The organism is Rhodoblastus sp. (assembly GCF_019449565.1).
In the GTDB taxonomy this organism is placed as follows: Bacteria; Pseudomonadota; Alphaproteobacteria; order Rhizobiales; family Beijerinckiaceae; genus Rhodoblastus.
The window spans coordinates 128,798-148,672 of sequence record NZ_JAGRPM010000013.1; the positions used below are offsets into that span (position 1 = coordinate 128,798).

Here is a 19,875-nt window from a genome sequence, read left to right on the forward strand (position 1 = left end):
CGACAGTCAGTTCAGGCCTGCCGAAAATAGGGCCAAGACTTCACCTTGAGCATGACGATGGGGAAGGCAAGCGTTGCGCCGCCGATCACGAGGCCGAGGACAAGATCGCTTAAGGTGGCGACGCCGGTGGTCCATGCAGTCCAGTAGGTCGCGATGCTGAGGGGCAGGAACAACAAGACGCCTGTGACCACGCCGGGCGAAAAACGCCCCCCCGTACGGATCACCGGCGTCACGTGCATCAGAACGGCATTGATGAATTGGAGACCCGAGAAGCCCAGGACCGCGAGGGGGAGCGTCGGCGCCAGCATGGCTTGCGCGATGCCGAGAGCGATCACGACGCAATTTGTCACATAGAAATCATTCCACTCGGTCGGAAGGCCGAGGACGTTGCGCGACCAGTTGAGCCAGTCGAGCGCGTATTCTTCGAGGATATGCATCGCGTAAGCCGCCATGCCCAGCCAGGCGAGGGTCGTCATCGTCATATCGTTTCTCCCGGCGTGTGCGCCATTGCCTGATGTTGAGTATTTAGTATTGGTAGTTATACCAACCAAAAAATCGCATCAACCGGAAAATCACGCGTTGTGCGTCGAATTCGCTCTGACCTGCATTGCCCCGCCACGCGCCGCGCGCTATCCAAAACCATGGTTGAGACAAAGCCCCATCCGCCCCTGGCCTTCGTCAATGCGCGCCTGATCGATCCCGAAAGCGGCGCCGAGACGCGCGGCGGCGTGCTGGTCGAGGACGGCGGGATCAAGGTTTTCGGCGCGGAGATCGCGGCCGCGAACCTGCCGCGCGAGATCGCCGTGATCGATTGCGGCGGCGATGTCGTCTGCCCCGGCCTGATCGACCTGCGCGCCTTCGTCGGCGAGCCCGGCGCCGAACATCGCGAATCCATCGCCACGGCCACGGCGGCCGCGGCGGTCGGCGGCGTCACCACGCTCGTCGCCAGCCCGGAGACCAGCCCCCCGGTGGACGATCCGGCGGTCGTGGATTTTCTCAAGCGCCGCGCCCGCGACCATGGCAGGGTGCGGGTGCTGCCCATGGCCGCCATCTCCAAGGGGCTGGAAGGGCAGGAGATCGCCGAATTCGGCCTGTTGCGCGAGGCGGGCGCCGCCGGTTTCACCGACGGTTCGCGCTCGATCCGCAACAGCCAGGCCCTGCGCCGCGCCATGACCTATGCGCGCGATTTCGACGCCCTCATCGTCCATTTTCCGGAAGACCGCGACCTCGCCGGCTCCGGCGTGATGAACGCGGGCGAGCTGGCGACCCGGCTCGGCCTTTCCGGCGTGCCGCGCGAAGCCGAGGCCATCGCGCTCGACCGCGACATCCGTCTGGTCCGCATGACCGGCGCGCGCTATTGCGCCGCGCCCATTTCCACCACGCTGGCGCTGGAGGTCATCGCCAAGGCCAAGGCCGAAGGCCTGCCGGTGTCCTGCGGCGTCACCATCAATCATCTAACGCTGAACGAGAACGACATCGGCTCCTATCGCACCTTCCTCAAGCTCAAGCCGCCGCTGCGGCGCGAGGAAGAGCGGCTGGCGCTGGTCGAGGCGGTCGCCAGCGGGCTGATCGACGTGATCTTCTCGGACCATAATCCGCAGGACGTCGAGACCAAGCGCCTGCCCTTCGGCGAGGCGGATTTCGGCGCCGTGGGGCTGGAGACCCTGCTGTCGGCCGGGCTACGGCTGGTCCATGCCGGACAGGTTCCGCTCGCCAACCTGCTGCGCGCCATGACGACCCGGCCGGCCGATATCCTGCGGCTGGAGCAGGGGCGGCTGAAGCGCGGCGCGCCCGCCGACCTCATCCGCTTCGACCCGGACGAGCCCTATGTGCTAGACAAGGCCAATCTGAAATCGCGCAGCAAGAACACGCCCTTCGACGAGGCTCGACTGCAGGGCGTGGTCAAGGCCACCATGGTCGGCGGCCATATCGTCCATGGCGTGGTCGAAATGATGGAGCGCGCGTGATGGTCTTGCCTTCCCTGCAACTCGGGCTTGCCGCCCTCGTCGTCGGCTACGGCTTCGGCTCGATCCCCTTCGGCCTGCTGCTGACCAAGGCGGCCGGCCTTGGCGATGTGCGCTCGATCGGCTCCGGCAATATTGGCGCGACCAATGTGCTGCGCACCGGCCGCAAGGACATTGCGGCGGCCACCTTGCTGCTCGACGCGCTCAAGGCCACTGCCGCCGCGCTGATCATGTCCGCCTTTTCGCCGGAGGCCGGCGCTTTGGCGGGTTTCGGCGCCTTTCTCGGGCATATTTTCCCGGTCTGGCTGAAGTTCAAGGGCGGCAAGGGCGTCGCGACCTTTCTGGGCAGCCTTCTGGGAATCGCCTCGCCCGCGGGTCTGGCTTTCATCGCCATCTGGCTCTCAGTCGCGTTCCTGTCGCGTTACTCCTCGCTCGCCGCTCTGGTCGCCAGCGCCGCGTCGCCTTTCGTGCTTTTTGCGATGGGCCTGCCGGGTCAGGCCCTGCTGCTTGGCGTCATGGCCGCGATCCTGTGGTGGAAGCACAAGGAAAACATCGCCCGCCTGTTCGACGGGACGGAGGGAAAGATCGGCCAGAAATCATGAAGCAGGGGGCGGAACCCCGGCGCCTCACGGCGGAGCAGAAGCTCGACTGGCTGCATCTCATCCGCTGCGAGAATATCGGCCCGCGCACCTTTGCAGCCCTGATCCAGCGCTATGGCGACGCCGGCGCCGCGTTGCGCGCGCTGCCCGATCTGATCCGGCAGGGCAAGGGCCGCCCCGTGGTCATGGCCTCCCGCGACGCGGTTTTGCGGGAGTGGGATCAGGCCGAACGCCTCGGCGCGCGTCTGATCGCGCGCATTGAGCCCGATTATCCCGCCAGCTTGCGCGCCATCGATTCTCCTCCGCCGCTGATTTTTGTGCGCGGCGACGTCGCGCTGTTGCAAAAGCCGATGGTCGCGCTGGTCGGCTCGCGCAACGCCTCCGCCGCCGGTCTCGCCATGACCGAAAGGCTCGCGCGCGGGCTTGGCGCGGCGGGCTATGTCGTCGTTTCCGGCCTCGCGCGCGGCATCGACGCCTGCGCCCATCGCGCCTCGCTGGCGACCGGCGCGGTCGGCGTACTGGCGGGCGGGCTCGACAAGCCCTATCCGCCGGAAAACCTCGCCCTGATCGACCAGATGGCCGAACGCGGCGCGGTCATATCGGAAATGCCCTTCGGCTATGAGCCGCGCGGGCGCGACTTCCCCCGCCGCAACCGCGTCGTCTCCGGCCTGTCGCTCGCGACCGTCGTGGTCGAGGCGGCGCGGCGCTCCGGCTCGCTCATCACGGCGAATTTCGCCCAGGACCAGGGCCGGGAGGTTTTCGCCGTGCCCGGCTCGCCGCTCGATCCGCGCGCGGAAGGAACCAATGACCTGATCCGTGGCGGCGCTCTGCTTTGCGCCAGCGTGCAGGACATTGTCGATGTCGTCGCGCCCTTGGCCGCGCGCGGCGCGACGCGTTACGATCTGCTGTTCGAACCCGATCCCGCGCCTTATGATGAGACCCTGTGGGACGAATGGGACGCCGAACTCGCGCCTGCCGCCCAGCCGGAAGTCGCCCCGCTCGCGCCGCCGCGCGAACCGGCGCAATCCACGGACGATCTCTCGCCGCACGAAAGAATCGAACGGCTGCTTGGGCCGGCGCCCGTCGCCGTGGACGACCTCGCCCGCGCCAGCGGCTGTTCGGCCGGCGAAATTCGCTTGATTCTGCAGGAGCTGGAGATCGAAGGACGGATCGAACGCCAAAGCGGCGACCGCGTGGCGCTGATCTCCTGATGGATCGGGTTCAGTCGTTTTCGGGTGCGATTTCGCTCTGGCGAGCCTGCATTTCGGCCTCGACCCGCGCCATGTCGAGCAGATAGGTCAGCAGGTCGAGCTTGGCCTCGCGCGCAATATAGGCGAGGGACGCGATCATGTCGGCGATGTAACGGGCCGTGTCTTCCACGGAATCGACATCGATCTCGACATCATCGTCGTAGCTGAAATCCTGACCGTAGCTGAAGTCCTGCCCGGCGGGGGCGGTCGCCAGGAGCGCCTGTTGAGACGGCAGCGCAGTGCTGACGAACGCCGACGGATCGCAGGAGCCGGTTTTGGATTTCTTGAGCATAAATCACCGCAATCCATGCAAGAATTAAAATCGGAAGCTGAAGCGCAGGCGCCGCCGTGCTGCGTAAAAAAGCTCAACCCAAGATTGTCTTTCGCCGCGACCGCAATTCGCCTCGGTTTCCATTTCGTCATTTCCGGTCCGAATGCGCCTGGCTTTCTGAAAGGGCGCTTCTACAGTGGAAATCATTGTAGAAAAGGTACATTTGGGTCGCTGAAAAGAAAAGAGCCTCCGACAAAATTTCGCCATTTTGTGCTTCAGCCAAGACGCCGCAAACGGTCCAGCGCGCCTTGCAAAATATAGGCCGCGGCCATGCGGTCCACAACTTCCGCGCGCTTTCCGCGCGAGACGTCCTGGGCGATCAGCTCCCGCGTGACGGCGGCGGTCGAGAGGCGCTCGTCACAAAAAACGAAGGGGCGCCGCGCCAGAGGCGCTGTCTGCCTGACGAAGGCGCGGGTCGATTGCGCGCGCGGCCCTTCGGTCCCATCCATGTTCAGCGGCAGACCGATGACGAAGGCCGCGACCCCATGCTTGTCCGCCAGCGCCAGCATTCTCTCGACATCGGGCGTATATTTGACTCGTTTGATCGTCTCCAGAGGCGTGGCGAGGCTACGCTCGACGTCGGACAAGGCGAGGCCAATGGTTTTCGTGCCGAGGTCGATCCCCATCAGCCGGTCGTTGCGCCGCAGCAGGCCGGACAAAGCCTCCAGCGTGACGATTGCCTCGAATTTCTGCTCTTTATGCTGCTCTTCGCTCATGTTTTTGGCTAGCATGAGCGGCGGGCGAAGGCCAGCGCGGATGACCCCGGCTCAATCGACACATGGCTCTGCACCAGAGGCTCATTCCATGAAAATCACCTGGCTCGGCCATTCGGCCTTTCGCGTCGATCTGGGGACGTCCCATATTCTCATCGACCCTTTCCTCACCGGCAATCCGAAATTCACCGGCAGCCTCGACGAGGCGGCGGCGGGGATCACCCATGTCGTGCTGACCCATGGCCATGACGATCACATCGGCGATACGGTCGAGATCGTCCGCAAAACCGGCGCGGAGGTCGTCGCCAATTTCGAGATCTGCATGTTTCTCGGCGGACAGGGCGTGGAAAACATCAATCCCGGCAATACCGGCGGGGTGATTCCCTGCGGCGATTTCTCGGTCGCGCTCACGCCCGCCCTGCATTCCTCGGGCGCGGTCGTGGACGGCAGGTCGATCTATCTGGGCAATCCCAACGGCGTTGTCCTGCTGCCGGAAGACGGGCCGCCCGTCTATCATTTCGGCGACACCGCGATCTTCGGCGACATGGAGCTGATCCGCGAAATATATCAGCCGGAAATCGGCCTGATTCCGGTCGGCGACCGCTTCACCATGGACGGACGGGCGGCGGCCTTGGCGGCGAAACGCTATTTTTCGTTCAGCGATGTCATTCCCTGCCACTATGGCACTTTCCCGATCATCGATCCGACCCCTCAGGCGTTTCTCGACGCGATGCAGGGGACAGCGACGAAGATCCATGTTCCGTCGATCGGCGAGGCGCTTCTTTTTTGAAGCTTTTCAAGTTAGGAGGTCGAAATGGACTGCTTGAAATCCAACCTCCACGTCGTCCTGAGTGGGATGCTAATGGCTGGCGGCGGAGCCCGCGCCGAAGATTTGCCGCCGTCGATCCAGGCGGCGGGCCTCTCTGTTTTCCTCACCCTCCATGCCGAGGGAGCGCAGATCCATCAATGCAAGGCCGGTCCCGACGGCAAGCTGGTCTGGACCTATCGCGAGCCGATTGCGACATTGCTGCGTGACGGCGTGACGGTCGGCCGCCATTTCGCCGGCCCCCATTGGCGGCTGGACGATGGCAGCCAGGCGCAAGGCAAGGTCGTTGGCAAAGCGCCCGGCGCGACGCCGGCGGATGCTCTCTGGCTCAAGCTGGATGTAACGGCGCGAGAAGGGCAAGGGGCGTTGAGCGAAGCCGTCGCCATCCAGCGCGTCCATACCCATGGCGGCGTCCTGGAGGGCGCCTGCGAAACCGATGGCGCTTTTCGTAGCGTTTCCTATTCGGCCGATTATGTCTTCCTTAAAAAGTGAGCGCCTCCTGTCGCCGGGATTTTCCGTAGTGACTCTTGCGCGTGTCGGGCGCGTGGAACGTTGCGCCTGGGGGCGGCCTTCTGTATAGGCTTTACACCTTTCCTTTCCCCACGGAGTCCCCATGTCGGTCGATCTGGCGACGGTGCGGCGCATCGCCCATCTCGCGCGCATTCGCGTGAGCGAGGAAGAAGCGCCCTATCTGCAGAATGAGATCAATTCCATCCTCAGCTTCGTCGAGGAGCTGAACGCGGTCGATGTCGAAGGCGTCGAGCCCATGACCTCGGTGCTGCCGATGACGATGAAGAAGCGCGCCGACGTCATCACCGATGGCGCTATCGTCGACAAGGTTCTCGCCAACGCCCCCGCGCGCGAGGACGGCTTCTTCGTCGTGCCGAAAGTGATCGAATAGGAATCGTCGCGAGAGATTTTCCGCGAAAAGATTTGCCGAGAGAGATTTGAAATGTCCGACCTGACCCGCCTGACGCTTGCCGATGCGCGCGAAGGCCTCGCCGCCAAGACGTTTTCGGCGGTCGAACTGACCCAGGCCCATCTCGACGCCATGACGCGCGCGAAGGGCCTCAACGCCTTTATCGTCGAGACGCCAGACAAGGCCTTGGCCATGGCGCGGGCGAGCGATGCGAGACTCGCCAAGGGCGAGGCTGGCCCGCTTGAAGGCATTCCGCTCGGGATCAAGGACCTCTACGCCACCGAAGGCGTGCAGACCACCGCCGCCAGCCATATTCTCGAAGGCTTCATCCCGCCTTACGAATCCACCGTCACCGCCAATCTGTGGCGCGACGGCGCGACCATGCTGGGCAAGCTCAATCTCGACGAATTCGCGATGGGCTCGTCGAACGAGACATCTTATTTCGGCCCCGTCGTTTCGCCCTGGCGGCGTAAGGGCTCGGACGGCGAGATATCGGACGCCAAGATCGTGCCCGGCGGCTCGTCTGGCGGGTCGGCGGCGGCGGTCGCGGCGCAGCTGTGCCTCGGCGCCACGGCGACCGACACCGGCGGCTCGATCCGCCAGCCGGCCGCCTTCACGGGCACCGTCGGCATCAAGCCGACCTATGGCCGCTGCTCACGCTTCGGCGTCGTCGCTTTCGCCTCGTCGCTCGACCAGGCCGGCCCCATCGCCAAGACTGTGCGCGACACGGCGATCCTGCTGCGCTCGATGGCGGGCCATGACCCCAAGGACACCACCAGCGTCGATGCGCCCGTGCCGGATTATGAAAAGGCCGTCGGCGCCTCGATCAAGGGCAAGGTGATCGGCATTCCGAAGGAATATCGCCTCGACGGCCTGTCCGCCGAGATCGCCGCCCTTTGGGAGCAGGGCGTGGCGTGGCTGCAGGCTGCGGGCGCCGAAATCCGCGAGATTTCCCTGCCGCATACGCGCCATGCGCTGCCGGCCTATTATATCGTCGCCCCGGCGGAGGCCTCGTCCAATCTGGCGCGCTATGACGGCGTGCGCTACGGCTTGCGCCACACCGGCAAGGACATCGTCGATCTTTACGAACTGACGCGCGCCGAAGGTTTTGGCAAGGAAGTGCGCCGCCGCATCATGATCGGCACTTATGTTTTGTCGGCAGGATATTATGATGCTTACTATCTTCGTGCGCAAAAGATCCGCTCGCTGATAAAGCGCGATTTCGATCTCGCCTATCAGTCCGGCGTGGACGCCATTCTGACGCCCGCCACGCCGTCGCCAGCTTTCGCGCTTGGAGAAAAGGGCTCGGCCGATCCGGTGGAAATGTATCTCAACGACGTGTTCACTGTGACGGTGAACATGGCCGGCCTGCCGGGACTGGTGCTGCCGGGCGGCTTGTCCTCCGACGGCCTGCCGCTGGGCTTGCAATTGATCGGCCGCCCGTTCGAGGAAGAGACCTTGTTCTCTCTCGCGCAGGTCATCGAGGAGGCGGCGCCGAAGATCGGCCTGCCCGAGAGCTGGTGGGGTTGAGCCGGAGCGCGAAGCGATGAGCGGAACAGGCGAAATCGACGGAGCGGCCAATGCGGAAATGGCCGCCTTGCGAGCGAGGATCGACACGCTCGACGCCGCTCTCGTCGAACTGCTTGCCGACCGCCAGCGGCAGATCGAAGCCGCCGCCGAAATCAAGAGCCGCATCGGCTGGCCCGCCCGCATCCAGCCGCGCGTGGACGAGGTGCTGGCGCGCGTCGCGGCCCGCGCCAGGGAAAAGAATCTCGATCCCGATCTCGCGCGGTCGCTGTGGACTGCGCTCGTCGAATGGTCGATTGGCTATGAAGAGCGTCTGATGAAAAAATCGTCGGACGGAAAGATGGATCCCGCATGAGCACGCATGTCAATTCGTCCAAACTGATTCCGGGCGCGACCGGCGAATGGGAAGTCGTCATCGGCCTTGAAATTCACGCCCAGGTCACGAGCAAATCGAAGCTCTTTTCTGGCGCCTCGACAGAATTCGGCGGCGCGCCGAACAGCCATGTCTCGCTGGTGGACGCCGCCATGCCGGGCATGCTGCCGGTGATCAACGAGGAATGCGTCAAGCAAGCGGTTCGCACCGGCCTCGGCCTCAAGGCGCAGATCAACCTGCGCTCGGTGTTCGACCGCAAGAACTATTTCTACCCGGATCTGCCGCAGGGCTATCAGATCAGCCAGTATAAATATCCTATCGTCGGCGAAGGCGTGGTGCTGGTCGATCTTTCGCCGACCGAGCAGATTTCCGTCGGCATTGAGCGCCTGCATCTCGAACAGGACGCTGGCAAGTCGCTGCACGATCTCGGCGCCAATGACTCGCATGTCGATCTCAACCGCTCGGGCGTGGCGCTGATGGAGATCGTCTCCAAGCCCGACATGCGTTCGGCGGACGAGGCCAAGGCCTATGTCACCAAGCTGCGCACAATCCTGCGCTATATCGGCAGCTGCGACGGCAATATGGAGCAGGGTTCCCTGCGCGCCGACGTCAATGTTTCCGTGCGCAAGCCCGGCGAGCCGTTCGGCACGCGCTGCGAGATCAAGAACGTCAATTCGATCCGGTTCATCGGACAGGCCATCGACGTCGAGGCGCGCCGCCAGATCGGCATTCTCGAAGACGGCGGCAAGATCGATCAGGAGACGCGGCTCTACGATCCCAACAAGGGCGAAACGCGGTCGATGCGCTCGAAGGAAGAAGCGCATGACTATCGCTATTTCCCCGATCCCGATCTGCTGCCGCTCGAATTCGACCAGGCCTTTGTCGATGAGCTCGGCGCCCATCTGCCGGAACTGCCCGACGAGAAGAAGGCGCGTTTCGTTTCGCAATATGGCCTCTCGCCTTATGACGCGGGCGTGCTGGTTCTGGAGCGCGCCTCGGCGGATTATTTCGAGGCGGCGGCGAAAGGCCGCGACGCCAAGCTCGTCGCCAACTGGGTCATCAACGAATTGTTCGGCCGCCTGAACAAGGAAGGCAAGAGCATTGAGACCTCACCGGTTTCCGCCGCGCAGATCGGCGGCATCGTCGATCTCATCGCCAGCAATGTGATCTCCGGCAAGCTTGCCAAGGACCTGTTCGAAATCGTCTGGACCGAGGGCGGCGACCCCGCGCTGATCGTCGAGGCGCGCGGCATGAAACAGGTCACCGACACCGGCGCGATCGAGCGCGCGGTGGACGAGATCATCGCGAAAAATCCCGACAAGGTCGCGCAGGCGCAGGCCAAGCCGACCATGCTCGGCTGGTTCGTCGGACAGGTGATGAAGGGCACGGGCGGTAAAGCAAATCCGCAGACGGTCAATGAGATCCTGAAGAGCAAGCTGGGAATTTGAGCGCGCGTTTTTTAGTGCGTCCCCGTGTGATTTTGAAAAATGCGCGGCCTTTTCGCCGCGCATTTTTACTTTGACGGAAATTTTTTTCTGGTCGGCGGCGCGCATCATATGTGCGAATTTCGTTGTCTCCCTCCGCATGCTTTTTTGCCGAGCAAAGAGCCATCCAGAAGAATTTCGCTGGGTGGAGCGATTGGCCGGATCGGCGCTCTTCGCCGAGCAACGCAAACTGCGTGCGAAATAAACCTATGTTTTCAATTCAGAATCTTGCCGGCTTTCGCTGGTCGCGCGGCGCGAGTTTCGTCGCGTTCGCCTGACTCTTTTGTGTTCGACGCGGCGACGTCGGGATCATTTTGCGACGAACCGCGAGCGTGAAAACTTCCGCAGCCGCGCCGCCGCGAATCGTTCGAACGCGCGCGGCGCGCGTTAAAGCGTCACACCCTCTCTTGCAAGAGTTTTCAACAGGTTTAGGCTGCTTGCGCCAAATCCGGCTGGGCAAGCGCCGGCGACGTATGGGGGTAGAAATGGCGCAAACACCAACGAAGAAATCCGCCGCGAAAAAATCCGCTGAACCGAAGGCGAAAGCCGGAGCCGAGACCGTCGAAAAAAAGCCTCGCGGAACCAAGGCCAAAACCGCCGTCGCCAAGCCCGCTGCCGCCAAGACTGGCGCCACGAAGTCGGCAGCTGCCAAAACCAGCGTCAAGCCTGGCGCCAAGGCGGGAAGCAAATCCGCGACGAAGTCGGAATCGGTTGCAAAGACGGATGGGAAAAAGGCCCAGGCCAAACAACCAGCGACCAAGAGCGCGACCAAGAGCGCGACCAAAACGGCGGCCAGAAGTTCAGGGAAAAGCGCAGCTGAAAAGTCCGCCAAAAAATCAGAGTCAGTCAAATCCGCGCGCGCGCCCAAAGCGGCCGCGACCAAGCCGACGACGGCCAAGTCTTCAGCGGCCAAGTCTTCAGCGGCCAAGTCTTCAGCGGGCAAGTCTTCAGCGGGCAAGTCTTCATCGTCCAAGTCTTCAGCATCCAAGCCTTCAGCGGCGAAAACCAGCGCGGCGAAAAAAACAGCCGCCGCGAAAACAGGCTCCGTGAAATCCGCGCCCAAGGCGCCGGCCAAGACTGCGAGCAAGACTGCCACCAAGACTGCCGTCAAGACGACTGCCAAGGCGGCAGCCAAGACCGCTGCGAAGGAAGCCGCCCAGACAGCGAAAAAGGGAAGGGCGAAGGCGACGGAGCCGAAGAAATCAGCAAGCGCGAAGAAGTCCGCGAGCGCGAAAAAGACGTCGGCGAAAACGGCGGCCGAAAATCCGGTTGTCAGCAAGGCGGCCGCCAAGAAGGCAGTCGGCAAAACGTCGACAGAAAAGAAATCGGCGCGGAAAAATTCCTCCGCCAAGGAAGCGGCCGCCGCCAAATCCGTCGACAAGAAAGCCGCTGCGAAAAAGCCCGGCCCGAAGCCGGCCAGCGCGAAGAAAAACGCCGCCAAATCCTCCGCGAGCGAGAATGCGCGTTCGAAGGCCGGAGCGCCGAAGGGACGCGCGGCCTCGACAAAGAAGGCTGCGACCAAGGAAGCAGTCAAGGCTGACGCGGCCAAGACTGACGCAGCGAAGACTGACATCGCCAAGACGGGGCGCGGAAAGAAAGCCCCCGCCAAGACGCGGGCCAAGCCTGCGGCGCGCACGGCGGCAGCCTCGCGCCGCGTCACTGGGAAAGTCGCGGCGGAGGCTCTCGCCGCTCCCGCGTCTGTCGCGGATAAGGCGGAGCCCGCCCCGGGCAAACCCAAGGCCAGACGCAGCGCGCCGCGCAAGCCCAAAGTGGCCAGCGCCGAATCGCAGCCCGTCGCCACGGACGCTCCGGCGCCAGCCGCCCAGCCGACAGATGGACAAAGCTGAGCCGAGCGTTATTCGCCCGCCTTCGGCGTTCAACAAGACGGGATATTGAAGGCGGCGCGTATAACTTTCCTCCTTGACCGCGACTCATCGCGGTCAAGGGAAGCGTTCGGCTGAGAGTACTGGGGTTAGTCCTGCCCGGGCAGGCACTTCTCGGCGAAGGCGCGCCAGGTCAGACCCACGCTTTTTCCCGCCATCTTGAGATCGCGCCAGCGCTCGCCGCACAGGCGCATGCGCTGCCGCGAGGCGGGCGGCAGATTATAGGGCTGCAATTTTTCGGGATCGATATCGACCGGCGCGCGTTGCGGGGGCGCTGGGCTCGCGCCCTGCGAATCGGGCGCGGGCTGCGTGGGATGCTGCGCCGGGGGAGCGGCGTCCTTCGCCGGCGGTATGGCCGGGCTGACCGGTGTGGGTGGCTTGACGGGCTTCGACGGCTTGGCTGGCTTCGTCGGTTTGGCAGGCTTCGTCGGTTTGGCAGGCTTGGCGCGCTTGTCTGGGCTGGCTGGCCTGTCCGGGCTGGCGGGTTTGGCCTGCGCGGCCGGAGCCGGCTCTGTTCTGGCGCTCAGCGAGGCGCAGTTGAACAGCAAAGCAGGGAGAATCAACGCCGCCAGTCTTGCGCGCGGCGCCGCGCGCCGAAAAAGGCGACAAAGTCCCGCGATGTTTGAAATCAGAAGGCCTCGCGAAAATCGCCGCATTGACATCTCGCGTAGAGCCCCCGCCCCCGAACCCTGTACGGGTGCGGGTAATGGCGGAGACGGAGGGATTCGAACCCTCGATAGGGCTTTACAACCCTATAACGGTTTAGCAAACCGCCGCCTTCAGCCTCTCGGCCACGTCTCCAACCGGCGCTACGCTTTGCAGCCGGCTGGCCGCAGCGGAGCGCGTGGCGCAGACATATGCCCGACCGTGAGCCGATTGGCAAGCGCTTCCCGCGATTGCCCGGACAGCTTTCGCGGGGAAGACAGGGCGATGGCGCGATCGGCCCGGCGCGGCTAGTCTCAGGCGGATCGCGGCGCAAATGGTTCGCGGCGCAAATGGATCGCATCGGAGCAGCAGTCATGCGTTGGCCGGGGATTTGGTGGATGGGTCTGGCGCCGGTTCTGGCGCTCTGGCTCGCCCTGATCCAGTTCGAAACCGGGCCTTTCGAGCAGGGGCTGGCCGGCCGCGCCGACGCTGTGCTGCGCGAGCGCCTCGGCGACGGCGCCTCCGCCATGGCGCAAGGCCGCGATGTCACGGTCAGCGGGATGATCTTCGACGAATCGGCGCGGGCTGCCGCGCTGGCGGAGGTCGCCGCGCTTCCTGGCGTGCGGCGCGTCGCCGATGCGCTGGTTCCGCCGCCGCCGCTTGCGCCCTATGCCTGGCGCGCGGCCCGGGATGGCGCGACGGTGAGTCTATCGGGCGGCGTTCCTTCGCCGAAAGTCCGCGCGGCGCTGGTCGCGGCGGCGCAACAGGCGGCGCCGCAGGCGCAAATCGTCGATGACATGACCTATGCGTCAGGCGCGCCACCCGGCTTTGCCGAAAAGGCCGCCGCCGCCCTGCCGCTTCTGGGGCATTTGCAAAGCGGGGAAGCGCAATGGCGCGACGGAGAACTGACGCTGGCGGGGCAGGCCGCGACGCCGGAAGACTATCAGGCCGCGCTCGCCCTCGCCGGACCGGCGGGCGCCGTTAAAACCCGGATCGCGCCGCCGCGCGCGGAAAAGTTCGCCTTCGCGGCAGAGAATGACGGCAGGGTCTTGCGCCTGGCTGGGCAGGTCGGCTCCGAGGCTGAGCGCGCCGCGCTGCTGGCGCAGGCGCGCAAAATATTCCCCGACGTCAAGGTTGCGGACGGGTTGCAGGCGCGTTCCGGCGCGCCGCCGCGCTTCGCGGCCGAGGCGGGTTTCGCTTTGCGCGCTTTGGCGCAGCTGAAAAACGGCAAGGTCGCGCTGGACGGCGGGCGGGCTCGGCTGTCGGGCGTCGCGCGCGCCGGAATGGACGCGGCGGGGGTGGTCGCGGCCGTGGCGCCGGAGCCGGGCGTCGCCCTCGATGCCGGCGGCGTCGCGGCGGGCGAGATCTCGCCCTATGTGTTCAGCGCCGAGAAAGACGACAAGACGCTGACGCTGACAGGGTTCTGCGGCGACGAGGACGCCTGCGCGAAAATCCGCGCGGCCGCGCAGGAGAAATTCGCGAGTCTGGCGCTGGCCGATTCGATGCGGCGCGGACCGGGCGCGCCAAAGGGCTTTCTGACGGCGGCGCTGGGAGGGCTGGAGCAGCTCTCCCGTTTGGGCGTCGGCCGCTTCGGCTTGCGGGACGCTTCCGCCCGATTGCGCGGCGACGCCGTCCGCGCGACGGAGGCCGAGGCGGTCAGGACCGCTTTCATCGCCGCCATGCCGGAGGGCTTCGCCGTTCAGGCCGACGTCACCGGCGCCGAGCGCGAAGAGCCTGCGCCGCCGCAGCCCGCGCCCACGCCCGCAACGCCGACGCCCGCCAAACCCCCTGCGCCTCCTGCGCCAGCTTCGCCGCCCGCGCCTGCGCCAATTCCCCCACTGGAGTCTGCGCCGCCCGCGCCCTCCGCTCCCGCGCCCGCCGCTCCTGCGCCGCTTCCCTTATCTCCGCCTGCAGTCCCGTCGATTCCGCCATTGACGTCGCCCAAAGCCGCTGAATCCTGCAAGCGGCGCCTGCCCGAGCAGGCGCGGGCGGCGGTCATCTGGTTCGATTACGCCAGCGCGGACATTTCGCCCGCAGGCGCCGCGCTGCTGGACGCGCTGGCGTCGGAGGCCGTAAAATGTCCGCAGGCGTCGCTGGAAATCTTCGGCCATTCCGACGATGTCGGCAGCATTTCGCACAATTTCGCATGGTCCTGGCGCCGCGCCGAAACGGTGGCCGCCTTTCTGCTCGCCGCCGGCGTCGCGCGGGATCGGCTGATCATCCAGGGCCTGGGCGAGACGGCGCCGCTGGCGCCCAATGACAGCGACGAGAACCGGGCGAAAAATCGCCGCATCGAGATCCATGTGAAGTAAGGGAGGGGCGATGCTGGTTCTGCTGCAGAGTCTTTTCCCATGGATCGCCGCCGCGCTCGCCCTCGGCCTGACCTTTGGCCTGCTTGCCTGCGGCGCGGGGCAGGGGCCGCCGCGCTCGAGTGGATGGAGCGCGCTGCTGGTGCTGGCTTTTCTGGCGGGATTATGCGCGGCGGCTTTGCAAATCGCGCCGGGCCGCTGGGGCTTCCAGATTGAAACCGCGCTGGCGATCTTCGGCGCCTATGGATTCGGTGGCTTGTGCGGCTGCGGCCTTCGGCGCCTTTTCCGCGAGCGCACGGTCACGCCGGCGCCGGACTGGATCGCTGCGGCGCAAGACTTTCTGCATCAGGCGGAAGGTTTTGCCTCCGCCGCGCCTCGCGCGCTGTCCGCGCTCGCGGCGGCGTCGGGCCTGCTCGCTTCGAGCGAAAGTCAATCATCGCCGCCCAATAGCGATTCAGGAGCGGCGCAAGCGATCAAGGTGCCTCGGCCCGAGACGGAAGCCGCAAGGTCCGGACCATCCGAGCCAGAGCTGGATTGGCCGGAACGGCGCGAATCCGAATTTGCGTGCGATCAGGATAATCTGGCGCTCATTCACGGGTTGGGCTACGCCGAGGCGCGGGGCTTGCGTGGTCAGGGAATTGCCAATCTTGCCGGTCTCGCGCGACTGACCGGCGAAGACCAGGCTGCGATCGCGATCAGGCTGGGGCGGGGCAGCGCCGTCGTCGCCTATTGGGCGGCGCAGGCGCGTTTGCTCGCCCATGGGGTTGAGACCGATTACGCACGCGAGCGTTTGGCGCATGCCGGAGCGAACGCGAGAGATTCCGGCGAGCGGTCGGCGCATGCCGGAGCGAGCGAAGGCGCTTCCCGCGACGGTGGGCAACCGGAGTCGCTCGACGAGGGGACCGCGCAATTCTTGAGCGCGGCGCTGCCGCAGGTCGTCGCGCCCCAGGCCAATGACCGGCTCTATCCTGGCGAAAGGCCGCTCGGTCTGCTGGCCCCGCCGCACGGCGAAGGCGACGATATCCAGAGGATGGCGGGCGTCGGCGTCGTGACCGCCAAACGGTTGAACCAGCTTGGAATCTGGACGTTCCGCCAGATTGCGGCCTGGTCGCTGGACAATGAACGCTGGGTCGATTCCTATCTGGCGTCGCCGGGCCGGGTCGCCCGGGAACAATGGCGCGAACAGGCCGCGACCCTCGCGGGGTTGACGCGGGAAAGCTCCGAATGTTGATGCGGCGCCGCGAAAACTTGGCCGCGGCAAGTCGTTTCCGTCTCTTGTCCGTCGCTTGCGAAAATTTGTGTGGGATAATCTTGTCGACGCAAAAAACGGCTAGGAACGCCGATCTTGGATGCTATCCTTAATCAAGTGATTCTCAGTTCGTTCGGACACAAGATTCGCGGCCGGCCAACGGTTCGAGAACGGGCAATAGCAATTTAGATCGGGAGCCGCTTCATTGGGCGCCAGAGAACACATTGGAAATTCGCAGGATTTCGAGACTGGCTCGGCCAATGACGCCGCCGCCGAGGTGATCGAGGTCCGGGGCCGCATCAAATGGTTCGATATGGCCAAAGGCTTTGGCTTTATCGTGCCCGACAATGGTCTTGCGGATGTTCTGCTCCATGTCACGGTGCTGCGGCGCGACGGCTATCAGACCGCGCCGGAAGGCGCGGAGGTGGTCTGCCAGGCGCAAAACCGGTCGCGCGGCCTGCAGGTGTTCCGCATCCTGTCCATGGACGAATCGACCGCTGTCCACCCCGCGCAATTGCCGATGGCCCGCACCCATTGCGCGGCGGAATCGGTCGGTGGATTTGAGATCGTCGTCGTCAAATGGTTCAACCGCGTGAAAGGCTTCGGCTTCCTCACGCGTGGCGAGGGCACCGAGGATATCTTCATCCATATGGAGACATTGCGCCGCTATGGCATAGCCGACCTTAAGCCCGGCGATTCGCTTCTGGCGCGATTCGGGCCGGGGCCAAAGGGGCTCATGGCCGCCGAGGTTCGGGTTCTGGAGACCCGAATTCCCAGCGCGCATTGAGCGTTTCACGGCCGCCGGGAGCTTGATCGTCCCGGGGGCCAGGAATCTTGTGAGAGGTCGTAATGGCGCGTTTGTTTGGGTCTGCCGCCCCGATTTGCCGGCGTGCGCTTTTTCGCCTCGCGCGCGGCATGGTGCGCCCTGCACGCGGAATGGCGCTGTTACTGGCGCTATGCGCCGCGGCGCCTCTTGTTTTTCCCCAAAACGCGCTTGCGCTTGAGGCCGGCGCCCCCGCCGCGCTGGAGAATCTGACGCTCGTCACGGACCCCAAGGGCGCGCATCCAGCCGATCACGCCCTGTCGGTCGAGGTCATGCGCACAGAGGCCGAGCGCGAGCACGGCCTGATGGACAGGCGCTATCTGCCCGCCGATCGCGGCATGCTGTTTCAGTTCGACAAGGTTCAAAACGTCCTGATGTGGATGAAGGACACTTATATTCCGCTCGATATGATCTTCATCTCGCGGGACGGAGTCGTGACCCATATCCATGAAAACGCCGAGCCGATGTCCCAGGCCATTATTTCGTCGAACGGCCCAGTTTATAGCGTGCTGGAGGTCAACGCCGGCTTCGCCCGGAAAATCGGGCTGAAGCCGGGCGATCTCGTGCGGCATTCCCTTTTCAAGCCCTGACGGTCGGACGGCTTGTCGGGAAGCGCCGCCCATGCTAGCGAAACGGCGGCGCAGTCGGGGTATAGCGCAGCCTGGTAGCGCGGAAGTTTTGGGTACTTCAGGTCGCAGGTTCGAATCCTGCTGCCCCGACCACCGGCCCGCTGAAGACGTTCGGTCCGCCGCCGTCCCGGCGCGGCGAAAGGATGGGAGATTGTAACGGTCATGACGGCTCGCATTTATCGTCCTTCGAAGAACGCCACCCAATCGGGCATGGGCAAGACCAAGCTCTGGCGACTGGATTACCTGCCGGAAAGCCCGCGCACGATCGAGCCGCTGATGGGCTGGACCTCGTCGAGCGACATGAACAGCCAGATTCGCCTGGATTTTGAAAGCCGGGAAGAGGCCGTGGCCTATGCGGAGCGGAACGGCATCGCCTATCGCGTCGAGGAGCCCAAGGAGGCCCACCGCCGCACCGTCTCCTATTCGGATAACTTCCGCAATAATCGCGTCGCGCCCTGGACGCACTGAAGGCTCGATCGGCCGGGCCAGCCTCCGGGCCAAGCCTCCGGACCGACAGGGCTTTGGGCCCCGTAGCTCAGCCGGATAGAGCAACTGCCTTCTAAGCAGTAGGTCGCTGGTTCGAATCCAGCCGGGGTCGCCATCTAATTGATTGAAAATAAAAAATATTAAGCGGAATCTCTGCCTTATTTAGGAAGCGCTACAAATAAGGGAAATAGGCGTAACGTTGCAGCCTCCCGGTGTTGTATGGCGCGCGGCTCTGCGCCGATCATACCGGCTATTGAGTTTTGAAAGACGCCGTGACATTGGCGGAACGGTGTGCCAACCTCGTCCAGCATTTCCGACGACGGGGAAGCGCCTCATGGATGGAGCCATCCTGATCTATGGTGTGACCGGTTATACCGGCAAACTCATTGCGAAGGCGGCTGTCGAATTCGGTGTGCGCCCTATCCTAGCCGGACGAAATATCGAAAACGTCAAAGCTGTCGCCGAGTCGCTTGGGCTGATCGCCCGGGCGTTTGATCTTGGGGCCGCCGCCGCGATTGACGCGGGGCTCAAGGACGTTTCGGTCGTACTCTGTGCCGCTGGACCTTTTTCCGCGACGGCGCGGCCGATGGCGGAAGCGTGTATCCGCAACCGAGTTCATTATCTCGACATCACCGGGGAAATTGACGTCTTCGAGGCGTTGGCGCTGCGCGATGCCGAGGCTAAGCGGCAGGGTGTCATGCTGTTGCCAGGAGTTGGCTTGGACGTCGTGCCGAGCGACTGCCTCGCCGCGCATTTGAAACGACGGCTGCCAGACGCCAGCGACCTGAAACTCTGCATTTCGCTCGGTAACGAGATGTCGCGCGGTACGGCCAAGACCGTGATTGAAGCGATCGCCACCGGTACGCGCATGCGCCGAGGCGGTCGTCTCGTCTCCAGTGATCGCGTGGACGCGGGTTCGTGCGATTTCGGGGAAGGCGAGAGGCCTACCTTTCAAGTCAGCTGGGGCGATGTCGCGACCGCTTTCTATTCGACTGTTATCCCTAATATCGAAGTCCAAATGGAGGCGACTTCGGTTGTCAAAGCGTTCGCTCGGATGCCGCGACTGGTCAAGGTGTTCCTGGGGCTTGGCTTCATGCAAAGCATTCTCAAAGCCAGAGTTGACCGTTTGCCGGAAGGTCCAAGCGAAGCGACGCGGCGCGCTGGACGGGCTATTCTCGTGGGCGTCGCGCGCAATGACAGGGGCGAGTCGGTTCGCTCTCGACTGAGGACGCCGGAGGGTTATTCGTTGACGGTCGTGACGGCGCTCGACGCCGCGCGGCGCGTCGCCGCTGGACAGGTCAAGCCTGGGTTCCACACGCCCAGCCTCGCGTTCGGTGCGGATTACATCCTCAGCTTCGAGGGGGTGACGCGCGAGGACATCTACGCCTGAACGCAAATCCACCCACAATCGCCCGCCTGAAAGGCAGGAGCGACGATAGTGTCGACGTAACGTCAGCAGCTGTCGGCGGTTGGAGTCGAACCCCTTCGACGTCCTTGCGCTGCCACTTCGAAGCAGTAGGTCGCTGGTTCGAATCCAGCCGGGGTCGCCAATAATTTCAATGAGTTAAGCATATAATTTTTGCGCCTCGCAGAATCATGTGCGGTTGTCTGCGAGGGAAAAAACGCGCGGGAAGACGCCGCGCCTGACGTTCTCTGGCAAAGCGCGCCGTCAATGTGCGTTCGTGAAATGCCTGTGCGAGGATCCAAATCCGACGCGGTCGAATCGCACGGCGCCTCGGGAGCACAAAGCTTCCTGATCGGTCAGAAGTTTTTCCGAGCACCCCGAGCGGCCGTCCACCAAGGCCTTTGCTTCCTCAGCCCTGACTTTGGCGTCGACATGACTGATTCCGAGTCCGATAAATCCC

The 19,875-nt window shown here is 64.2% G+C and carries 21 protein-coding genes and 3 tRNA genes; 18 read left to right on the top strand and 6 right to left on the bottom strand.

What is annotated here, in order from left to right; translation table 11 throughout:
- Positions 1–11: 11 nt before the first annotated feature.
- The gene (locus QZ409_RS03310) at positions 12–482 is read right to left on the bottom strand and encodes an HXXEE domain-containing protein (protein ID WP_296707091.1); all 471 of its coding nucleotides are present in this window, start codon (positions 480–482) and stop codon (positions 12–14) included.
- A 159-nt stretch (positions 483–641) separates the two neighbouring features.
- On the opposite strand from QZ409_RS03310, the gene pyrC reads away from it, so the two are divergent.
- From pyrC to dprA, 3 genes are read left to right on the top strand one after another with little or no spacing between them, the layout of a single operon-like run.
- Positions 642–1,967, top strand: a complete 1,326-nt coding sequence (gene pyrC, locus QZ409_RS03315) for a dihydroorotase (protein WP_296707094.1) — start codon at positions 642–644, stop codon at positions 1,965–1,967.
- Positions 1,967–2,566 carry a glycerol-3-phosphate 1-O-acyltransferase PlsY gene (plsY, locus tag QZ409_RS03320; protein WP_296707097.1) on the top strand — a complete coding sequence of 200 codons (600 nt, stop codon included), beginning with the start codon at positions 1,967–1,969 and terminating at the stop codon, positions 2,564–2,566. Before pyrC ends, plsY begins: the two co-directional genes overlap by 1 nt.
- A complete protein-coding gene (gene dprA / locus QZ409_RS03325; RefSeq protein ID WP_296707098.1) occupies positions 2,563–3,774 on the top strand; it encodes a DNA-processing protein DprA in 1,212 nt (403 codons plus the stop codon). The genes plsY and dprA overlap by 4 nt, the downstream gene beginning before the upstream one ends.
- A gap of 10 nt (positions 3,775–3,784) precedes the next feature.
- Here the strand turns inward: dprA and QZ409_RS03330 are convergent, their stop codons facing one another.
- Together QZ409_RS03330 and ruvX are read right to left on the bottom strand one after the other, a co-directional pair.
- Positions 3,785–4,105, bottom strand: a complete 321-nt coding sequence (locus QZ409_RS03330) for a hypothetical protein (RefSeq protein WP_296707100.1) — start codon at positions 4,103–4,105, stop codon at positions 3,785–3,787.
- A 254-nt stretch (positions 4,106–4,359) separates the two neighbouring features.
- Positions 4,360–4,770, bottom strand: coding sequence for a Holliday junction resolvase RuvX (ruvX, locus tag QZ409_RS03335; RefSeq protein ID WP_296707138.1), 411 nt, complete (start codon positions 4,768–4,770; stop codon positions 4,360–4,362).
- A gap of 178 nt (positions 4,771–4,948) precedes the next feature.
- Between ruvX and QZ409_RS03340 the strand changes: the two genes are divergently transcribed.
- The 7 genes from QZ409_RS03340 to QZ409_RS03370 all read left to right on the top strand — a co-directional run bounded on the left by QZ409_RS03340 (position 4,949) and on the right by QZ409_RS03370 (position 11,833).
- A complete protein-coding gene (locus QZ409_RS03340; protein ID WP_296707102.1) occupies positions 4,949–5,647 on the top strand; it encodes a metal-dependent hydrolase in 699 nt (232 codons plus the stop codon).
- A gap of 24 nt (positions 5,648–5,671) precedes the next feature.
- A complete protein-coding gene (locus QZ409_RS03345) occupies positions 5,672–6,175 on the top strand; it encodes a DUF3455 domain-containing protein (protein WP_296707104.1) in 504 nt (167 codons plus the stop codon).
- A 121-nt stretch (positions 6,176–6,296) separates the two neighbouring features.
- Positions 6,297–6,584, top strand: coding sequence for an Asp-tRNA(Asn)/Glu-tRNA(Gln) amidotransferase subunit GatC (gene gatC, locus QZ409_RS03350; protein WP_296707106.1), 288 nt, complete (start codon positions 6,297–6,299; stop codon positions 6,582–6,584).
- Between the two features lie 51 nt (positions 6,585–6,635).
- A complete protein-coding gene (gene gatA / locus QZ409_RS03355) occupies positions 6,636–8,132 on the top strand; it encodes an Asp-tRNA(Asn)/Glu-tRNA(Gln) amidotransferase subunit GatA (protein WP_296707108.1) in 1,497 nt (498 codons plus the stop codon).
- A gap of 16 nt (positions 8,133–8,148) precedes the next feature.
- Positions 8,149–8,484, top strand: a complete 336-nt coding sequence (locus QZ409_RS03360; protein WP_296707110.1) for a chorismate mutase — start codon at positions 8,149–8,151, stop codon at positions 8,482–8,484.
- Positions 8,481–9,950: an Asp-tRNA(Asn)/Glu-tRNA(Gln) amidotransferase subunit GatB gene (gene gatB / locus QZ409_RS03365; RefSeq protein WP_296707112.1), complete on the top strand. Its 1,470-nt coding sequence runs from the start codon at positions 8,481–8,483 to the stop codon at positions 9,948–9,950. The genes QZ409_RS03360 and gatB overlap by 4 nt, the downstream gene beginning before the upstream one ends.
- 1,082 nt (positions 9,951–11,032) lie before the next feature.
- Positions 11,033–11,833, top strand: coding sequence for a hypothetical protein (locus QZ409_RS03370; RefSeq protein WP_296707114.1), 801 nt, complete (start codon positions 11,033–11,035; stop codon positions 11,831–11,833).
- A 125-nt stretch (positions 11,834–11,958) separates the two neighbouring features.
- On the opposite strand, the gene QZ409_RS03375 is transcribed toward QZ409_RS03370, so the two are convergent.
- Both QZ409_RS03375 and QZ409_RS03380 read right to left on the bottom strand, forming a co-directional pair.
- On the bottom strand, positions 11,959–12,432 hold the full coding sequence (locus QZ409_RS03375; protein ID WP_296707116.1) for a hypothetical protein: 474 nt from the start codon (positions 12,430–12,432) through the stop codon (positions 11,959–11,961).
- A 144-nt stretch (positions 12,433–12,576) separates the two neighbouring features.
- Positions 12,577–12,670 (bottom strand) — tRNA-Ser (locus QZ409_RS03380).
- A gap of 242 nt (positions 12,671–12,912) precedes the next feature.
- Here QZ409_RS03380 and QZ409_RS03385 point away from each other — a divergent pair.
- The 8 genes from QZ409_RS03385 to QZ409_RS03420 all read left to right on the top strand — a co-directional run bounded on the left by QZ409_RS03385 (position 12,913) and on the right by QZ409_RS03420 (position 19,400).
- Positions 12,913–14,826 (top strand): OmpA family protein, encoded by a 1,914-nt coding sequence (locus QZ409_RS03385; protein WP_296707118.1) that lies wholly within the window; start codon positions 12,913–12,915, stop codon positions 14,824–14,826.
- 10 nt (positions 14,827–14,836) lie between these two features.
- Positions 14,837–16,054, top strand: a complete 1,218-nt coding sequence (locus QZ409_RS03390; protein ID WP_296707120.1) for a hypothetical protein — start codon at positions 14,837–14,839, stop codon at positions 16,052–16,054.
- Between the two features lie 223 nt (positions 16,055–16,277).
- Entirely contained in the window at positions 16,278–16,859 is a 582-nt protein-coding gene (locus QZ409_RS03395; RefSeq protein ID WP_296707123.1) for a cold-shock protein, read from the top strand.
- Positions 16,860–17,008: 149 nt separating this feature from the next.
- Positions 17,009–17,485 (top strand): DUF192 domain-containing protein, encoded by a 477-nt coding sequence (locus QZ409_RS03400; RefSeq protein WP_296707126.1) that lies wholly within the window; start codon positions 17,009–17,011, stop codon positions 17,483–17,485.
- A 55-nt stretch (positions 17,486–17,540) separates the two neighbouring features.
- Positions 17,541–17,617: transfer RNA gene (locus QZ409_RS03405), tRNA-Pro, on the top strand.
- A gap of 69 nt (positions 17,618–17,686) precedes the next feature.
- The gene (locus tag QZ409_RS03410) at positions 17,687–17,992 is read left to right on the top strand and encodes an ETC complex I subunit (RefSeq protein ID WP_296707128.1); all 306 of its coding nucleotides are present in this window, start codon (positions 17,687–17,689) and stop codon (positions 17,990–17,992) included.
- Between the two features lie 56 nt (positions 17,993–18,048).
- Positions 18,049–18,125, top strand: a tRNA-Arg gene (locus QZ409_RS03415).
- Between the two features lie 219 nt (positions 18,126–18,344).
- Entirely contained in the window at positions 18,345–19,400 is a 1,056-nt protein-coding gene (locus QZ409_RS03420) for a saccharopine dehydrogenase NADP-binding domain-containing protein (protein ID WP_296707130.1), read from the top strand.
- Positions 19,401–19,679: 279 nt separating this feature from the next.
- On the opposite strand, the gene QZ409_RS03425 is transcribed toward QZ409_RS03420, so the two are convergent.
- On the bottom strand, positions 19,680–19,875 hold a 196-nt coding region (locus QZ409_RS03425), incomplete at its 5' end, for a hypothetical protein (RefSeq protein ID WP_296707132.1).